Consider the following 16,254-nt stretch of genomic DNA (forward strand, 5'->3'; position numbering starts at 1 on the left):
CAGGAAGGACGGAACGTCACCTATGAAGATGACCGCGCGCGGAAGCATTGCGGCGCTCATGACCTGTATGGCGGCCGCCGGCGGCGCCGCCCCGGCCGCCGCCGACTCGGTTCCGGTCAGCGTGCCGCTGGACGCCGTGAAGACCACGCTGGGCGTGGACACCCCGCGTGTGGGCACCGGAGTCCCGGTCCCCGTCGTCGGCGCCCCGGAGGTCCGCCACCACAGGGGCGACCTGCTGCCCACGCCGGTGGTGCCGTCCCTGCCCGTCGGCACGGAGCTCGGCCGCACCCTCGTCAGCACGCCCGTGCCGAACCTGCTCGGCGACCCCGCCACCGACTCCGAGGGCTCGCTGACCTCCCCGGCGACCGACCTGATGGCCCGCACTCCGGGCGTGGTCCTCGGGGCGCCGCTGACGATGCCCGACGGAAACAACTCCGGCATCCCGGACCTGACCACCCCGAAGCTCGGCCTGACCGCCCCGGAGCTGACCGGGGCCCCCTCGGCGCTCCTCGGCCTCGGCTGAGGCCGCCGGCGCCCGCCCCGGCGCCCGTCCCCGGCGCCCCGGCCGACGCCCCGGCCCGGCGGGTCCCGGCCGTCCGCCGGACCTCCTGCGCCAACGCCGCATCAAAAAGCCGTCCGGTCTGCGAACGTGTACGCCATGGGATTCCATGTCGACTCCGAGACCGGACGGCTCCGCCGCGTCATCCTCCACCGGCCCGATCTGGAACTGAAGCGGCTCACGCCGAGCAACAAGGACGCACTCCTCTTCGACGACGTCCTGTGGGTGCGCAGGGCCCGGCAGGAGCACGACGGCTTCGCCGACGTCCTGCGGGACCGCGGCGTGGAGGTCCACCTGTTCGGGGACCTGCTCCGGGAGGCGGTGGACATCCCGGAGGCCAGGCACCTGGTCCTGGACCGGGTGTTCGACGAGAAGGAGTACGGCCCCCTCGCCACCGACCACCTGCGCGCCGTCTTCGACGGGCTGCCGGCGGCGGACCTCGCCGAGGCGCTGGTGGGCGGGATGACCAAGCGGGAGTACCTGGAGCGGTACGCCGAGCCCGTCTCGGTCCGCTTCCACGCCATGGACCTGGACGACTTCCTGCTCGGGCCGCTGCCGAACCACCTCTTCACCCGGGACACCTCCGCATGGATCTACGACGGGGTCTCCATCAACGCCATGCGCTGGCCGGCCCGGCAGCGCGAGACGGTCCACTTCGAGGCGATCTACCGGCACCACCCGCTGTTCACCGCGTCGGGCGCCTTCCACTACTGGTCGCAGGGGCAGGCCGACTACCCGTCGACGATCGAGGGCGGGGACGTCCTCGTCCTCGGCAACGGCGCCGTGCTGATCGGGATGAGCGAGCGGACGACCCCGCAGGCGGTGGAGATGCTGGCGCGGGGCCTGTTCGCCGCCGGGTCGGCGACCAGCATCGTGGCGCTCGACATGCCGAAGCGGCGGGCGTTCATGCACCTGGACACGGTGATGACGATGGTGGACGGGGACACCTTCACCCAGTACGCGGGCCTCGGCATGCTGCGCTCGTACACCATCGAGCCGGGCTCCGGCGCGCAGGAGCTGAAGGTGACCGACCACGCCCCGGAGCACATGCACCGGGCCATCGCGGCCGCCCTCGGCCTGGACGCGATCCGGGTGCTGACGGCCCGGCAGGACGTGCACTCGGCGGAGCGCGAGCAGTGGGACGACGGCTGCAACGTCCTCGCCGTGGAGCCGGGAGTGGTCGTCGCCTACGAGCGGAACGTGACGACCAACACGCACCTGCGCAAGGAGGGCATCGAGGTCATCGAGATCCCCGGCAGCGAGCTGGGGCGGGGCCGGGGCGGGCCGCGCTGCATGAGCTGTCCGGTGGAACGCGACGCCGTCTGAGCAGCGGCGGGGCGCCGTTCGGCGCCGCCTGGCAGGCGCAGGGCGTCTGACGAGGCAGGATGAATCGGGAGGAGGCGGGGAGGACCGGGCGGAGGACGAAGGCCGGGGACCAGGGGTCTGTATATGAATACAGGCCATCGTATAGACTTCCGGTCTCCCTGCTTCCCGTACCGCGACCCTGGAGTACCCCCATGGCCATCGACCTCGCCGGCCGCAGTTTCCTGAAGGAGCTCGACTTCACCGCCGCCGAGTTCCGCGGCCTGGTCGAGCTGGCTGCCGGGCTCAAGGCCGCCAAGAAGGCGGGCACGGAGCAGCCCCGCCTCGGGGGCCGCAACATCGCCCTCGTCTTCGAGAAGACCTCGACGCGCACGCGCTGCGCGTTCGAGGTCGCCGCCGCCGACCAGGGGGCGCGCACCACCTACCTGGACCCGGCGGGCTCCCAGATCGGACACAAGGAGTCCGTCAAGGACACCGCCCGCGTCCTGGGCCGGATGTTCGACGGGATCCAGTACCGCGGCGACAGCCAGGCGGCCGTCGAGGCGCTCGCCGCCCACGCCGGCGTCCCCGTCTACAACGGTCTCACCGACGACTGGCACCCCACCCAGATGCTCGCCGACGTCCTCACCATGACCGAGCACAGCGCCCTGCCGGTCGAGCGGATCGCCTTCGCCTACCTGGGCGACGCCCGCTTCAACATGGGCAACTCCTACCTCGTGACCGGCGCCCTCCTCGGCATGGACGTGCGCATCGTCGCGCCCAAGGCCTACTGGCCGGCCGCGTCCGTCGTCGACCGAGCCCGGGACCTCGCCGCCGCCAGCGGCGCCCGGATCCTCCTCACCGAGGACGTCGCCGAGGGCGTCGCCCGCGCCGACTTCGTCGCCACCGACGTGTGGGTCTCCATGGGGGAGCCCAAGGAGGTGTGGGACGAGCGCATCACCGCCCTCGCCCCGTACGCCGTCACCATGGAGGTGCTGCGCGCCACCGGCAACCCGGACGTGAAGTTCCTGCACTGCCTGCCCGCCTTCCACGACCTCGGCACGGCGGTGGGCCGCGAGATACACGCCCGGCACGGGCTGGAGTCGCTGGAGGTGACGGACGAGGTCTTCGAGTCCGCGCACTCCGTCGTCTTCGACGAGGCCGAGAACCGGCTCCACACCATCAAGGCCGTGCTCGTCGCCACGCTCGCCGGCGCCGCCTGACCCGCCCGGCGCGGGGGCCGGGCCGGTGCCGCGGCCCGCCCCCGGGCGCCCGCTATCGCGTTTCCGTGACGGAAGTCAGGATCCGGTGATACCTTCGACTCCGTGAGCCCCTTCATCGGTTCCACCCCGGCAACCGAACGGTGGCGCCACCTGCGGGTGACCCGGCAGGACGGCGTGGCCACCGTCACCCTCGACCGCCCCGAGAAGCTCAACGCCCTCACCTTCGGCGCGTACGCCGACCTCCGCGACCTGCTCGCCGAACTCTCCCGCGAGCGGTCCGTACGGGCCCTCGTCCTCGGCGGCGAAGGCCGCGGCTTCTGCTCCGGCGGCGACGTCGACGAGATCATCGGCGCCACCCTCTCCATGGACACCGCGCAGCTGCTGGACTTCAACCGGATGACCGGCCAGGTCGTGCGCGCCGTCCGCGAATGCCCCTTCCCCGTGATCGCCGCCGTGCACGGGGTGGCCGCCGGGGCCGGCGCCGTCCTCGCGCTCGCGGCCGACTTCCGCATCGCCGACCCCACCGCCCGCTTCGCGTTCCTCTTCACCCGCGTCGGCCTCTCCGGCGGCGACATGGGGGCCGCGTACCTGCTGCCCCGCGTCGTCGGCCTCGGCCACGCCACCCGCCTCCTGATGCTCGGCGAGCCCGTACGCGCCCCCGAGGCCGAGCGCATCGGCCTGCTCAGCGAGCTCACCGAGGAGGGCAAGGCCGACGTACGGGCAGCGGAGCTCGCCGCGCACCTCGCCGCCGGCCCCGCCCTGGCGTACGCCCAGACCAAGGCCCTGCTGACCGCCGAGCTCGACATGCCGCTCGCCGCGGCCGTCGAACTCGACGCCAACACCCAGGCCCTGCTGATGAACGGCCGGGACTACGCCGAGTTCCACGCCGCCTTCACCGCGAAGCGGCCGCCGGAGTGGGAAGGCAGGTAGCGCCGTGCCCCTCGGGAACACACTCGACGTCGCGGTGATCGGCGGGGGACCGGGGGGCCTGTACGCGGCCGCCCTGCTGGCCCGGCAGGGCCACCGGGTGCAGGTGTGGGAGCGCAATGCCCCCGACGACACCTTCGGCTTCGGCGTCGTCCTCTCCGACGAGACCCTCGGCGGCATCGAACGCGCCGACACCGACGTCTACGAGGCCCTCGGTGCCGAGTTCGTCCGCTGGGACGACATCGACATCGTCCACCGCGGCCGCCTGCACACCTCGGGCGGCCACGGCTTCGCCGCCCTCGGCCGGCGCCGCCTCCTGCACGTCCTGCACGCACGCTGCACCGCCCTCGGCGTCACGCTCCGCTTCCGCACCCCCGCCCCGCCCGCCGACGCCCTCGCCGCCTCCCACGACCTGGTCGTCGCCGCCGACGGCGTCCACAGCGCCACCAGGCAGAGCGCCGCCGAGCACTTCCGGCCCACCCTCACCAGCGGCCGCTGCCGCTACATCTGGCTCGCCGCCGACTTCGCCTTCGACGCCTTCCGCTTCGAGATCGCCGAGACCGAGCACGGCGTCATGCAGCTCCACGCCTACCCCTACGCGCCGGACGCCTCCACCGTCATCGTCGAGATGCGGGAGGAGGTCTGGCGGGCCGCCGGCCTCGACCTGTGCGACGAGGCCGAATCCGCCGACCGCTGCGCCAAGGCCTTCTCCGAGGCACTGCGCGGCCGGCCACTGCGCGGCAACCGGTCCGCCTGGACCGGCTTCCGGACCGTCGTCAACGAGCGCTGGTCCCACGGCAACACCGTCCTCCTCGGCGACGCCGCCCACACCGCGCACTTCTCCATCGGCTCCGGCACCAAACTGGCCGTCGAGGACGCCCTCGCCCTCGCCGAGGCGGTCGCCGCCGAGCCGGACGTCCCCGCCGCCCTCGCCGCGTACGAGGCCGCCCGCCGCCCCGCCGTCGCCTCCACCCAGCGGGCCGCGGCCGCCAGCATGCGCTGGTTCGAGGAACTCGCCGGATACGTCGACCAGCCCGACCGGCAGTTCGCGTTCAACCTGCTCACCCGCAGCCGCCGCGTCACCCACGGAAACCTGCGCCTGCGCGACGAGCGCTTCACCCGCGCCGTCGAACGCGACTTCGGCTGCCCCGACGACCGCACCCCGCCCATGTTCACCCCGCTGACCCTGCGCGGGCTGACCCTGCGCAACCGCGTCGTCGTCTCCCCGATGGACATGTACTCCGCCGCCGACGGCGACGGCCTCCCCGGCGACTTCCACCTCGTCCACCTCGGCGCCCGCGCCCTCGGCGGCGCCGGCCTGGTCATGACCGAGATGGTCTGCGTCTCTCCGCAGGGCCGGATCACGCCCGGCTGCACCGGCCTCTACACCGACGCGCAGGCCGCCGCCTGGCGGCGCATCGCCGACTTCGTGCACACCTCCGCCCCCGGCACCGCCCTCGGCGTCCAGCTCGGCCACTCCGGCCGCAAGGGCTCCACCAGGCTCATGTGGGAGGGCATGGACGACCCCCTGCCCGAGGGCAACTGGCCCGTCGCCGCAGCCTCCCCGCTGCCCTACCGGCCCGGCGTCTCGCAGGTCCCCCGCGCCCTGGACCGCCGGGACCTCGCCGGGATCCGCGCCGACTTCGCGGCCGCCGCCGCCCGCGCCGCCGACTGCGGCTTCGACCTCCTCGAACTGCACTGCGCCCACGGCTACCTGCTGTCCGGATTCCTCTCGCCGCTCGCCAACCACCGCGAGGACGCCTACGGGGGCCCGCTGGAGAACCGGCTCCGCTTCCCCCTGGAGGTCTTCGACGCCGTCAGGGAGGTCTGGCCCGGGGACCGGCCCATGACCGTCCGGCTCTCCGCCACCGACTGGGCGCCCGGCGGCACCACCGCCGAGGACGCCGTCCGCATCGCCGCCGCCTTCGCCGCACACGGCGCCGACGCCATCGACGTCTCCACCGGGCAGGTCGTCCCCGACGAGGCCCCCGAATTCGGGCGCTCGTACCAGACCCCGTACGCCGACCGGATCCGCAACGCCCTCGGCGTCCCCGTCATCGCCGTCGGCGCCATCTCCTCCTGGGACGACGTCAACTCGCTGCTCCTCGCCGGCCGCGCCGACCTCTGCGCCCTCGGCCGCCCCCACCTGTACGACCCCCACTGGACCCTGCACGCGGCCGCCGACCAGGAGTACGCGGGACCGGCCGCCCCCTGGCCGGCCCCCTACCGCGCCGGCAGCCGCAAGCCGCCCACCGGAAAGGGCTGAGCGGCGAGCGGCGAGCGGTGAGCGCGGACGGCCCGGGGCGGCTCAGCGCGCCACGACCACCGCCCGGTCCTCCACCGGCAGGAAGCCGAGCCGCAGGTAGACGCCCGTGCTCGTCGGGTTCGCCGTGTCCGCGAACAGCAGCACCTCCCGGGCGCCCGCCGCCCGGGCCGCGCCCACCGCCGCGTGCGTCGCGCCCGCCGCGTACCCGCGCCGCCGGTGTGCGGGCGGCGTGTACACCGGGCCGATCCGGGAGGCCCCGCCGTCGGGCGGGCTGAACGCGGCGAGCCCCGCCGGACGGCCCGCGGCGTCCTCCCACAGCAGCATCCCGCCCCCGGCCACCCGGTCCCGTACGGCGCCCTCGCCGGGCGGCGGGTCCCCGACCTCCGCCGCGAAGGAGGCGCACCACTCCCGCACCAGCGGCAGGTCCGCCTCCGCGGCCGCCCGGGCCCGCCCCCGGGGCGCCGGCTCCGGCGCCGCGAGCTCCCCGAGCCGGTACAGCCGCAGCACCTCCGGCTCGCCCAGCGGCCGCCCCCAGGCCTCCGCGAGCCGCTCGCCGTCCGCGAGCCGGGCGTTGAACCCGCCGATCCCGCTCAGCACCGGCTCCCGCCGCAGCGCCTCGCCCAGCGCGGCCACCGCCTCGCCGGGCACCCTGCCGAGGACCAGCGGGTACGGCGGCGTGCACAGGAACCCGCCCGCGACCGCGCCGTCCGCGCCGGTCCACCAGCCGAACACCGGGTCCCGGTCCGAGAAGGCATGCGGGCCGCGGCGCCGCAGCGCGCCCTCCACGGTCAGCAGCAGCGTGTTCGCCACGGGGTCGGCGGCGACGGCCGCCCCGGCCGCGGCCCGGTAGGCCGCCAGGTCATGGGTGAAGGTCCAGGTCATGGCCCATCATGGCGCCCGCCCGCAGCGCCCCGCACCCGCAATCCGCCCGCCGGGCTACTGCTGCACGAAGCGGGCGCCCGTGTCCCGCAGACGGGCGTGCAGCTCGGCGAAGACGGCCGCCGCCCGGTCGCCCGGCCAGTCCGCGGGCAGCAGGTCGTGCGGCAGCCCCGGGTCGGCGTACGGCAGGCGCCGCCAGCCGTCCAGGGCCCGCAAGTAGTCCCGGTAGGCCTGCTCCGGCGTCGGCGAGCCGCCCTGCTGGAGGGCGCGCAGCACCGGCTCGTGCCGGTCGAGGAACTCCTCGTGCGCCTTGGCCAGCGCGGTCAGGTCCCACCAGCGGGCCACCGCCTCCGCCGTCGGCGCGAAGCCCAGGTGCGTGCCGCGGAACAGCTCCACGTACGCCGTCAGGTGCAGCCGGTCCAGGGTGTGCCCCGTCTCCTCGTACAGGTGGGCCGGGGCGATCCACACCCCGGGGGCCACCGAGCCGAAGCCCAGCCGCGCCAGCCGGGAGCGCAGCAGGTGCCGCTTGTGCCGCTCCTGCTCCGGGACGGAGAAGACGGCCACCAGCCATTCGCCGGTGCCCCGGACGGCCCGGTCGCCGTAGATGCGCCGGTCGCCGTCGTCGAGGAGCTGCCGCGCCTCGCCGGAGAGCTCGTACCCCGCGGAGCCGTCCGCCGCCCGAGCGGGCAGCAGGAAGCCGCGCCGCTTGAGCCGGGACACCGAGGAGCGCACCGACGGGGCGTCCACGTCCGCGGCGCCCAGCAGGCGGACCAGCGCCGACACGGGTACGGGCCCCTCGAAGGCCCGCCCGTAGGCGCCGTAGAAGGTGACGATCAGGGATCGCGGAGTGTGCTGCTCGGCCACGTGTTCACTCTAGATCGCGGAGCCGGAACCGCTGAAGTTTTCCCGTCGGGGTCCGCGGCAGGGCCGGGAGGAAGACGAACGCCCGGGGGCACTTGTGCGGGGCCAGCTCGGCGCGCATGTACTCCCGCAGGGCCTCCTCCGTCAGGGCCGCGCCCGGCCGGGGGACGGCGTACGCCACGACGATCTGGCCGCGCCGCTCGTCCGGGCGGCCCACGACGGCGGCCTCCGCCACGTCCGGGTGGCGCAGCAGGGCCTCCTCGACCTCCGGGCCGGCGATGTTGTGGCCGGCGGAGACGATCATGTCGTCGGCGCGGGCGACGTACCGGAAGTAGCCGTCCGAGTCCCGGACGTACGTGTCGCCGGTGAGATTCCAGCCGTCCCGTACGTACTCCTCCTGCCGCGGGTCGGCCAGGTAGCGGCAGCCGACCGGGCCGCGCACGGCGAGCAGGCCCGGCTCGTCGTCCGCGACAGGCCGGCCGGCGCGGTCCACCACGCGGGCCTGCCAGCCGGGCACGACCCGGCCGGTGGTGCCGGGGCGGATGTCGTCGTCCGCGGCGGAGATGAAGATGTGCAGCAGCTCCGTCGCGCCGATCCCGTTGATGATCCGCAGCCCGGTCCGCTCGTACCAGGCCTGCCAGGTCGCGGCGGGGAGGTTCTCGCCCGCCGAGACGCAGCGGCGCAGCGCGGAGAGGTCGTACCCCTTGCCGCCGGCTGCGTCCTCCCCGCCGCCGTCCAGCGCGTCCAGCATCGCCCGGTACGCGGTGGGCGCGGTGAACAGGACCGTGACCCGGTGCTCCGCCAGGGCCGGCAGCAGCGCGCGTGGCCCGGCCTGCTCCAGCAGCAGGGCGCAGGCCCCGGCGCGCAGCGGGAAGACGACCAGGCCGCCGAGGCCGAAGGTGAAGCCGAGCGGCGGGCTCCCCGCGAAGACGTCGTCGGGCCGGGGGCGCAGGACGCTGCGGGAGAAGGTGTCGGCGACGGAGAGCACGTCCCGGTGGAAGTGCATGCAGCCCTTGGGGCGGCCGGTGGTGCCCGAGGTGAACGCGATCAGTGCGACGTCGTCCGCGGACGTCGCCACCGCCGGGAACGGCTCCGTGTGCCGTTCGGCGAGCCGGAGCAGGTCCTGCGGGCCCGTCCCGCCGTACGGGGTGATGCGCAGGCCTGGCACCTCCGCCCGGGCCAGGTCCTCCAGCACCGACGCGTGGCACAGGGCGTGCCCCACCCGGGCCATCGCGCACACCGTCGCCAGCTCGTGCGCCCGCTGCTGCGCCAGGACGGTGACGGCGACCGCGCCGGCCTTGACCACGGCGAGCCAGCAGGCGGCGAGCCACGGGCCGGTCGGGCCGCGCAGCAGCACCCGGTTGCCCGGCACCACCCCGAGGTCGGCCGTCAGGACGCGGGCGATGCGGTCCACCCGGTCGCGCAGCTCCCCGTACGACCAGGTCTCGCCGCTGCCGTCGCGGAAGGCGGGGCGGTCCGGTCCGAACCGGGCGACGGTGGCGTCGAGGAGCTCCGCCGCGCAGTTGAGGCGGTCCGGATAGGCCAGTTCGGGCAGTTCGAAGAGCAGGTCCGGCCACGCGTGCGGCGGCGGCAGGTGGTCGCGCGCGAAGGTGTCGGCGTGGGCCGAAGGCTTGAGCTCCAAGGCGGGTTCGCCCCCTTGCGACGGCTGCGGCCCCCGGTCGGGGCCGAAACGGGTGGAGCCGGCCGTGCAGTTGCCCCATGAGCGTATCGTGATGGTGACGGCAGTCAACAGGACGCGATAGAGGCGGGGATGTTCGGATGACCGGATTCGCGCTCGGAGCGGAACAGGAGCAGTGGTGCGGGCAGCTGCGCGAGCTGTCGGCCGCGCGGCTGCGTCCGCTGGCGGACAAGGGGGAGCCGGGCCGGGTCAACCGCCCGCTGCTCGCGGAGCTCGGCGCGCTGGGCCTGCTGGACCGGCTCTTCACCTCGGGCGCGCTGGAGCTGTGCCTGCTGCGGGAGTCCCTCGCGTACGGGTGCACGGAGGCGGAGACGGCGCTGGCCCTCCAGGGGCTCGGGGCGCACCCGGTGCTCAGTGCGGGCACGGACGCGCAGCGGGAGCACTGGCTGCCGCAGGTGCGGGCCGGGCGGGCGGTGGCGGCCTTCGCGCTGAGCGAGCCGGGCGCCGGCTCGGACGCGGCGGCGCTGGCGCTCGCGGCGGAGCCCGACTCCGGCCGCGGGGCGGCGGGCGGCTGGCGGCTCAGCGGGGAGAAGTGCTGGATCTCCAACGCCCCGGAGGCCGACTTCTACACGGTCTTCGCCCGCACCGGCGAGGGTCCGGCGGCGAAGGGCGTCACGGCGTTCCTCGTCCCGGCCGGCCGGCCCGGACTGTCCGGGGAGCCGCTGGAGATGCTCTCCCCGCACCCCATCGGCAGACTGGTCTTCGACGGGGTCCCCGTCGGCCCGGAGGACCTGCTGGGCCGGCCCGGACGCGGCTTCGCCGTGGCGATGGCCACGCTCAACCTGTTCCGGCCCAGCGTCGGCGCGTTCGCGGTGGGCATGGCCCGCGCCGCCCTCGACGCGACGCTCGCGCACACCGCCCGCCGCCCCGCGTTCGGCGGGGTGCTCGCCGACCTCCAGGCGGTCGGGCACCGGGTCGCGGAGATGGCCACCCGGACCGAGGCGGCCCGGCTGCTCGTCTACGCGGCCGCGGGCGCGTACGACGCGGGCGACGCGGACGTCCCCCGCCGATCGGCCATGGCCAAGCTCCTCGCGACGGAGACGGCGCAGTACGTGGTGGACCACGCCGTGCAGCTGCACGGGGCCGCCGCCCTGCGGCGGGGGCACCTGCTGGAGCACCTGTACCGGGAAGTCAGGGCCCCGCGCATCTACGAGGGCGCGAGCGAGGTCCAGCGCACGATCATCGCGCGGGAGCTGTACCGGTGAGCCCGGAGCGGATCAACCCGGCGCAGCTGTCGCCGGCGCGGGGCTTCTCCCACGCGGTGGCGGCGACCGGCTCCCGGCTGGTGTTCCTCGCGGGACAGACCGCGTTGGACGTGGGGGGCGGGGTCGTCGGGGCGACGCTGCCGGAGCAGTTCGAGCGGGCCCTGTCCGGTCTGCTGACGGCGCTGGCGGCGGCGGGCGGCGCGCCCGCGGACCTGGTGCGGGTGACCGTGTACGCGGTGGACGTGGCGGACTACCGGGCGCACGCCCCCGAACTGGGCCGCATCTGGCGGCGCCTGGCGGGGCGGGACTACCCGGCGATGGCGGTGGTGGGCGTCGTCCGGCTCTGGGACGAGGAGGCCCTGGTCGAACTGGACGGTATCGCCGTCCTTGACGGTCCGTCGGAAGCGATTCCGCATTCCGGGGATCCCAGTGGGGAAGCGGCCTGCGGGGGGTCGCGGGGTGCGGCACAGGCGAGCGGCCTTTGACAGGGAGCAGGAGAGGGGGGAGTGTGGAAATGCCCCCTTTGGGACCAATTGTCAAGGCATTCGGAGGTGCATGATCATGCGCCGTGGGATCATTGCGGCAGCTGTGGCCGGCGCCGCGGGCGTCGCTCTCGGCCTGACGCCGGTGAGCGGGGCCTTTGCCGCGCAGACCGGGCTGACCCCGGAGACCCGGCAGGACTGGCGGTGTTCGGACGACCGGCGCGGCAGCAACGACTGGTATGAGTGCTGCGAGCGCTACAACCGGTGGGAGGACCGGCCCGACTGGTGCTGGGACAAGGACAAGGCACACCACAGCAACCGCGACTATGACCGGTACGACTACCGCGACTACAACCACCGCGACTACAACGACCGCGACTACAACGACCGCGGCGGCAACGGCCACGACAACCGCGGCGGCAACGGCCATGACGGCGGCGGTGGCGGCAACGGCGGCCACGGCGGCAACGGCGGCGGCGGCGGTGGCGGCCACGGCGGCGGCGGTGGCGGCAACGGCGGCGGTGGCGGCGGTGGCGGCCACGGCGGCGGTGGCGGCAACGGCGGCGGTGGCGGTGGCGGTGGCGGCAGGTAACTCCGCACACCGGAACTGAACCGCCCGTTCATTCCGCATCCCGAACACGCCGGAGGAAACCGGCAGGTGACGGTCCGCGCCTCCCGCGCGGGCCGTCACTGCTGTCCGCACCCCGCTGCCACACCCCCCGAGGCCGCGGCGGGGCGTCGGAGCCTCGGGCTCAACCCTCCAGCAGGCCGCCCATCCACTCCTCGATCCCGGCCACCGTCCGCGGCAGGGCCCCCGACATCAGCCGGGCCCCTGTCGCGGTGACGACCAGGTCGTCCTCGATGCGCACCCCGATGCCGCGCAGCTCCGGCGGCAGCGTCTCGTCGTCCGGCTGGAGGTAGAGGCCCGGCTCGACCGTCAGGACCTGGCCCTCCTCCAGTACCCCGTCCAGGTACGTGTCCGCCCGCGCCTTCGCGCAGTCGTGGACGTCGAGCCCCAGCATGTGGCCGCTGCTGCACAGCGTGTACCGGCGGTGCAGGTCGCCCTCGGCGTCCTTGAGCACGCCCCAGTCCGCCAGGCCCTCCGCGATCACCCGCATCCCGGCCCGGTGGAAGTCGCGGAAGCTCGCCCCCGGCCGCAGTGCGGCGATGCCCGCCTCCTGCGCCGCGAGCACCAGCTCGTACACCTGCCGCTGGACGGGGGAGAAGCGCCCCGACAGCGGGAGGGTGCGCGTGATGTCGGCCGTGTAGAGCGTGTCGGTCTCGACGCCGGCGTCGAGCAGCAGCAGCTCGCCCGGGTCGAGCCGCCCGTCGTTGCGGATCCAGTGCAGCACGCACGCGTGCGCGCCGGACGCGGCGATGGTGTCGTAGCCGGTGCCGTTGCCCTCCGCCCGGGCGCGCAGGCCGAAGACCCCCTCGATCCACCGCTCGCCGCGCGGGTGGGCGAGCGCGCGCGGCAGCGCCCGTACGACGTCCTCGAACCCGGCGGCGGTGTGGTCGACGGCCAGCTGGAGCTGCCCGACCTCCCAGGCGTCCTTGACCAGGCGCAGCTCCGACAGGGCCGTGGCCAGCTCGGCGTCGGTGGCGGCATTGCGGCCGACCGGGTCGCCCAGTGACTCCAGGTGGGCGCAGCGCAGCCCGGTCAGGCGCTCCGCCTCCGCGAGGTCGGGGCGGCGGCCGACCCAGAACTCCCCGTACCGGCGGTCCCGGTAGAACTCCTCGCTGCCGCCGGTGCGCGGGGAGCGCGGACGCAGGTACAGCACGGCCTCGTGGCCGTGGGGGCCGGAGGGCTCCATCACGAGCACGTGGCCGACCTGGTCCTCGCCGGTGAGCCCGGTGAGCCAGGCGTACGCGCTGTGCGGGCGGAAGCGGAAGTCGCAGTCGTTGGAGCGGACCTTCAGCTCGCCCGCGGGGACGACCAACCGCTCGCCGGGGAAGCGCGCGGACAGGCGGGCGCGGCGGGCGGGGGTGACGGCGTACGCGGAGACGCGCTCGGAGTCCGGCAGGGGCGACGGGGCCCAGTTGCCGGCCATGTACCGGGACAACTCAGGCGATACCGGCAGATCGTGACTCCCGGTGTTGAGGCGGGAGGGGGCTTCGGTCACGGGGGCTCCCTGGGAAAGACGTGAACTGGTGTGCGCACAGGTCTTGCCAGTGCAATTTCACATTACTATGTTACAGCTCACACCGCGGCGCGTTAATCCCCGTCAAACGCCGTGTGGCGCAGGGCAGTTCACGCACGACCGCTCGTCCGGCACGTCCCACGCAGCACCCCCGCGCCGTGTCCGCCATGTCCCCCACCTCCCCTTCCAGGAGTCCTTGGTGTCCCAGCACAGAGCTGTGCGTTCCTCCCTCCTCTCCACCGCGGTCGCGGTGACGCTCCTCGCCACGGCGGGCCAGGCCGTGACGGTGGCCGCCGAGACCGCGGTCCCCGCCCCGGCGCAGGGCGCAGCCGCCGCCCCTGCCGCTCCCGCACCCGCCGGGGCCCGCGGCGGAAACCCGTTCGACGAGGTCGACCGCCTCGCCTCGCCGAAGGAGGCGGCCCCCGCTTCCGCCGTCGCGCCGGGCGCCGGGCGCACCCCGGGCGGCCAGGCCGCCCGTTCCGCCGCGGACGCCGCAGCAGCCCAGGCCGCCCAGGGCCGCACCCCGGGAGCCCCGACGGCGGCCGCGCCGGCCTCCGAGCGCGCAGAGAAGAGCCGCAAGGCCGCCGCGGCGGCCCCCGCGACCGGCCGCACCCTCGCTGCCGGCGTCCCCTGCACCCTCGACGGCGTGACGGGGCTGTCCCCGGAGCAGTTCGCCGACTTCCTCGCCGACGAGGCCGTCACGGCCGACGGCTGCCTGCGCAGCATCATCTGGACCTGGGACGCCCGCCTGGCCCCGGTCATGTCCGACGCCCATGTCCAGGCCGTCTCCCGGCGCATATCCGCCCTGGCCGCGGCGCACGACGGCAAGAACTCCTCCCACCTGGAGGAGATGTTCACCTACCTGCACGCGGTCGCCTACCACGACTACTCGCGCTCCGAGATCGACGTCACCGACGCGCCGACCGTCGAGGCCATGCGCCGCGCCATCGCCGACTTCGGCGCCGCCGCCCGCACCTTCGACACCACCGCCTCCAACGCCCGCACCCTGCGCGAGGCCCTCTATGCCGGCAGTGCTCCCGGCCTGCGCCACCACCAGCTCGGCCTGATCAAGAAGGTCCTGGCCACGATGGACCCGGGCCACCCGGCCACCCACCACGACCCGCACTGGGCGGGTGCCGCCCTGGCCGCGCTCTCGGTGAACTACCTCGGCGTCTACCCGGGCAACCAGGACGCCGCCTTCCACGCGGCGGTGGCCGCCGACCCGGCCTACCGCGACCTGTTCAAGGCGTTCGCCGGCTACGGCCACCTCAAGGGCACCGCGAACGCCTGGGTCGCCCGCGACGCGCTCGGCGAGTACGGCCGCTTCGGCCAGGTCCCCTCTCTCAAGGACCGGGTCGTGGCCGACCTCGGCGCGCTCCTCCCGACGGCCCGCGCCACCTTCGGCGACGGCAGCGAGCAGTGGGCGAAGGTCGTCTCCTGGCTCAACTTCTACGAGGCGTGCAAGCCGTACGGCGTCTGCAAGGAGGACATCGAGAAGCAGCTCTTCCCGAACACCTTCACCTACGACAACGGCGCCATCAAGGTCCGCACCGCCCTCGACCGGGCCACCGTCGACCAGCTCTACTACGCGAGCAAGCAGGTCAAGGCGCAGTACCACCGGGTGATCGGCACCGAGCAGCCGCTCGCCGGCGACCCGAACAGCACCCTCAACATCGTGCTGTACGCCTCGCGCGCCGACTACGTGAACTACCACCCGATCCTGACCGGGTACGACACGAACAACGGCGGCATCTACATCGAGAACGGCGCCACCTTCTACACCTACCAGCGCCGCGTCCCGCAGGACTCCAGCCTGACCCTGGAAGAGCTCTTCCGCCACGAGTACGTGCACTACCTCAACGGCCGCTTCGCCGTGCACGGCTTCTTCGGCCAGGGCCCCTGGTACGAGGGCGACCGCACCACCGCCATGGACGAGGGCACGGCCGAGTTCTTCGACGGGGCCACCCGCTCCGACGGCATCGCCGTGCGCAAGTCGCTCGTCAAGAGCATCATCAGCGACACGGCGGGCGGCGGCCCCCGCATGAGCGTCGAGCAGATCCTCAACGCGACGTACGACGGCGACGGCTTCCGCTTCTACAGCTACGCCGGCACGTTCTTCGAGTTCCTGTGGACCGAGAAGCCGTCCCTGCTGCGCGAGATGTACACCCACCTGCGCAACAACGACGTGGCGAAGTACGACGCCTGGCGCCACCGCCTCGGCTCGGACAGCTACCTCCAGCGCGACTACGACCGCTTCCTGGACACGCAGATCGCCAAGGTGGACCAGCTCTTCGTCCCCAACACGACCTACACGCCGAACGAGCAGCTGCGCGACTCCGCGCTCGCCTCGGTGAAGTCCTCGTTCGCCGCGGCCACGTACAACACGCCGGACTGCGTCGAGAACGGCGACCCCGGCAAGCGGCGGTTCACCTGCACCGGCCGGATCACCGCGAACCTGAAGAACTGGCGCAGCGACGACCAGAACTTCAAGGACATGTCGGAGACGGTCGACTACTTCATCCTCGACCGGGCCGGCGCGGCGTCCAACAACCTGGCCGACATGAACTGCTCCTTCGGCCCGGTGGAGATCTGGGACAACCGCACGGCCGGCACCTCCCCGTACAGCTGCGAGGGCCCGCTGCGCAGCTGACCCGTGCCGCCGGCGGCCGGCCCTGCACTCCGGGAGACCCCGGAGCGGGGGGAGGGCCGG

General features: G+C 74.3%; 12 protein-coding genes and 1 pseudogene. 9 read left to right on the top strand and 4 right to left on the bottom strand.

Features of this window, described 5'->3' with window-relative positions; genetic code table 11:
- The first annotated feature begins 28 nt into the window (after positions 1-28).
- The 5 genes from C0216_RS08405 (at position 29) to C0216_RS08425 (ending at position 6,277) form a co-directional block, all read left to right on the top strand.
- The gene (locus C0216_RS08405) at positions 29-523 is read left to right on the top strand and encodes a hypothetical protein (RefSeq protein ID WP_246042394.1); all 495 of its coding nucleotides are present in this window, start codon (positions 29-31) and stop codon (positions 521-523) included.
- 135 nt (positions 524-658) lie between these two features.
- Positions 659-1,885: an arginine deiminase gene (locus C0216_RS08410; RefSeq protein ID WP_114054663.1), complete on the top strand. Its 1,227-nt coding sequence runs from the start codon at positions 659-661 to the stop codon at positions 1,883-1,885.
- A 191-nt stretch (positions 1,886-2,076) separates the two neighbouring features.
- Positions 2,077-3,084 carry an ornithine carbamoyltransferase gene (gene argF / locus C0216_RS08415; RefSeq protein ID WP_114054664.1) on the top strand — a complete coding sequence of 336 codons (1,008 nt, stop codon included), beginning with the start codon at positions 2,077-2,079 and terminating at the stop codon, positions 3,082-3,084.
- Between the two features lie 102 nt (positions 3,085-3,186).
- Positions 3,187-4,014 carry an enoyl-CoA hydratase family protein gene (locus tag C0216_RS08420; protein WP_114054665.1) on the top strand — a complete coding sequence of 276 codons (828 nt, stop codon included), beginning with the start codon at positions 3,187-3,189 and terminating at the stop codon, positions 4,012-4,014.
- A gap of 4 nt (positions 4,015-4,018) precedes the next feature.
- Positions 4,019-6,277 (top strand): bifunctional salicylyl-CoA 5-hydroxylase/oxidoreductase, encoded by a 2,259-nt coding sequence (locus tag C0216_RS08425; protein ID WP_114054666.1) that lies wholly within the window; start codon positions 4,019-4,021, stop codon positions 6,275-6,277.
- A 42-nt stretch (positions 6,278-6,319) separates the two neighbouring features.
- On the opposite strand, the gene C0216_RS08430 is transcribed toward C0216_RS08425, so the two are convergent.
- From C0216_RS08430 to C0216_RS08440, 3 genes are read right to left on the bottom strand one after another with little or no spacing between them, the layout of a single operon-like run.
- Positions 6,320-7,159, bottom strand: coding sequence for a GNAT family N-acetyltransferase (locus C0216_RS08430; RefSeq protein WP_114054667.1), 840 nt, complete (start codon positions 7,157-7,159; stop codon positions 6,320-6,322).
- A gap of 54 nt (positions 7,160-7,213) precedes the next feature.
- Positions 7,214-8,020, bottom strand: coding sequence for a PaaX family transcriptional regulator (locus tag C0216_RS08435; protein ID WP_114054668.1), 807 nt, complete (start codon positions 8,018-8,020; stop codon positions 7,214-7,216).
- A gap of 4 nt (positions 8,021-8,024) precedes the next feature.
- Positions 8,025-9,659 (bottom strand): AMP-binding protein, encoded by a 1,635-nt coding sequence (locus C0216_RS08440; RefSeq protein WP_114054669.1) that lies wholly within the window; start codon positions 9,657-9,659, stop codon positions 8,025-8,027.
- Positions 9,660-9,796: 137 nt separating this feature from the next.
- Between C0216_RS08440 and C0216_RS08445 the strand changes: the two genes are divergently transcribed.
- The 3 genes and pseudogenes from C0216_RS08445 to C0216_RS34050 all read left to right on the top strand — a co-directional run bounded on the left by C0216_RS08445 (position 9,797) and on the right by C0216_RS34050 (position 11,995).
- Positions 9,797-10,921, top strand: coding sequence for an acyl-CoA dehydrogenase family protein (locus tag C0216_RS08445; RefSeq protein WP_114054670.1), 1,125 nt, complete (start codon positions 9,797-9,799; stop codon positions 10,919-10,921).
- Positions 10,918-11,313, top strand: a pseudogene (locus C0216_RS08450) (RidA family protein); the annotation flags it as partial. The gene C0216_RS08445 and the pseudogene C0216_RS08450, both read left to right, overlap by 4 nt.
- A 163-nt stretch (positions 11,314-11,476) precedes the next feature.
- Entirely contained in the window at positions 11,477-11,995 is a 519-nt protein-coding gene (locus tag C0216_RS34050) for a hypothetical protein (protein WP_216827059.1), read from the top strand.
- Positions 11,996-12,155: 160 nt separating this feature from the next.
- Here C0216_RS34050 and C0216_RS08460 read toward each other — a convergent pair whose 3' ends face one another.
- Positions 12,156-13,526, bottom strand: coding sequence for an aminopeptidase P family protein (locus C0216_RS08460; protein WP_114054672.1), 1,371 nt, complete (start codon positions 13,524-13,526; stop codon positions 12,156-12,158).
- 217 nt (positions 13,527-13,743) lie between these two features.
- On the opposite strand from C0216_RS08460, the gene C0216_RS08465 reads away from it, so the two are divergent.
- Positions 13,744-16,194, top strand: coding sequence for a collagenase (locus tag C0216_RS08465; protein ID WP_114054673.1), 2,451 nt, complete (start codon positions 13,744-13,746; stop codon positions 16,192-16,194).
- The last annotated feature ends 60 nt before the right edge of the window (positions 16,195-16,254 follow it).

Source organism: Streptomyces globosus (genome assembly GCF_003325375.1).
GTDB classification, from domain to species: Bacteria; Actinomycetota; Actinomycetes; order Streptomycetales; family Streptomycetaceae; genus Streptomyces; species Streptomyces globosus_A.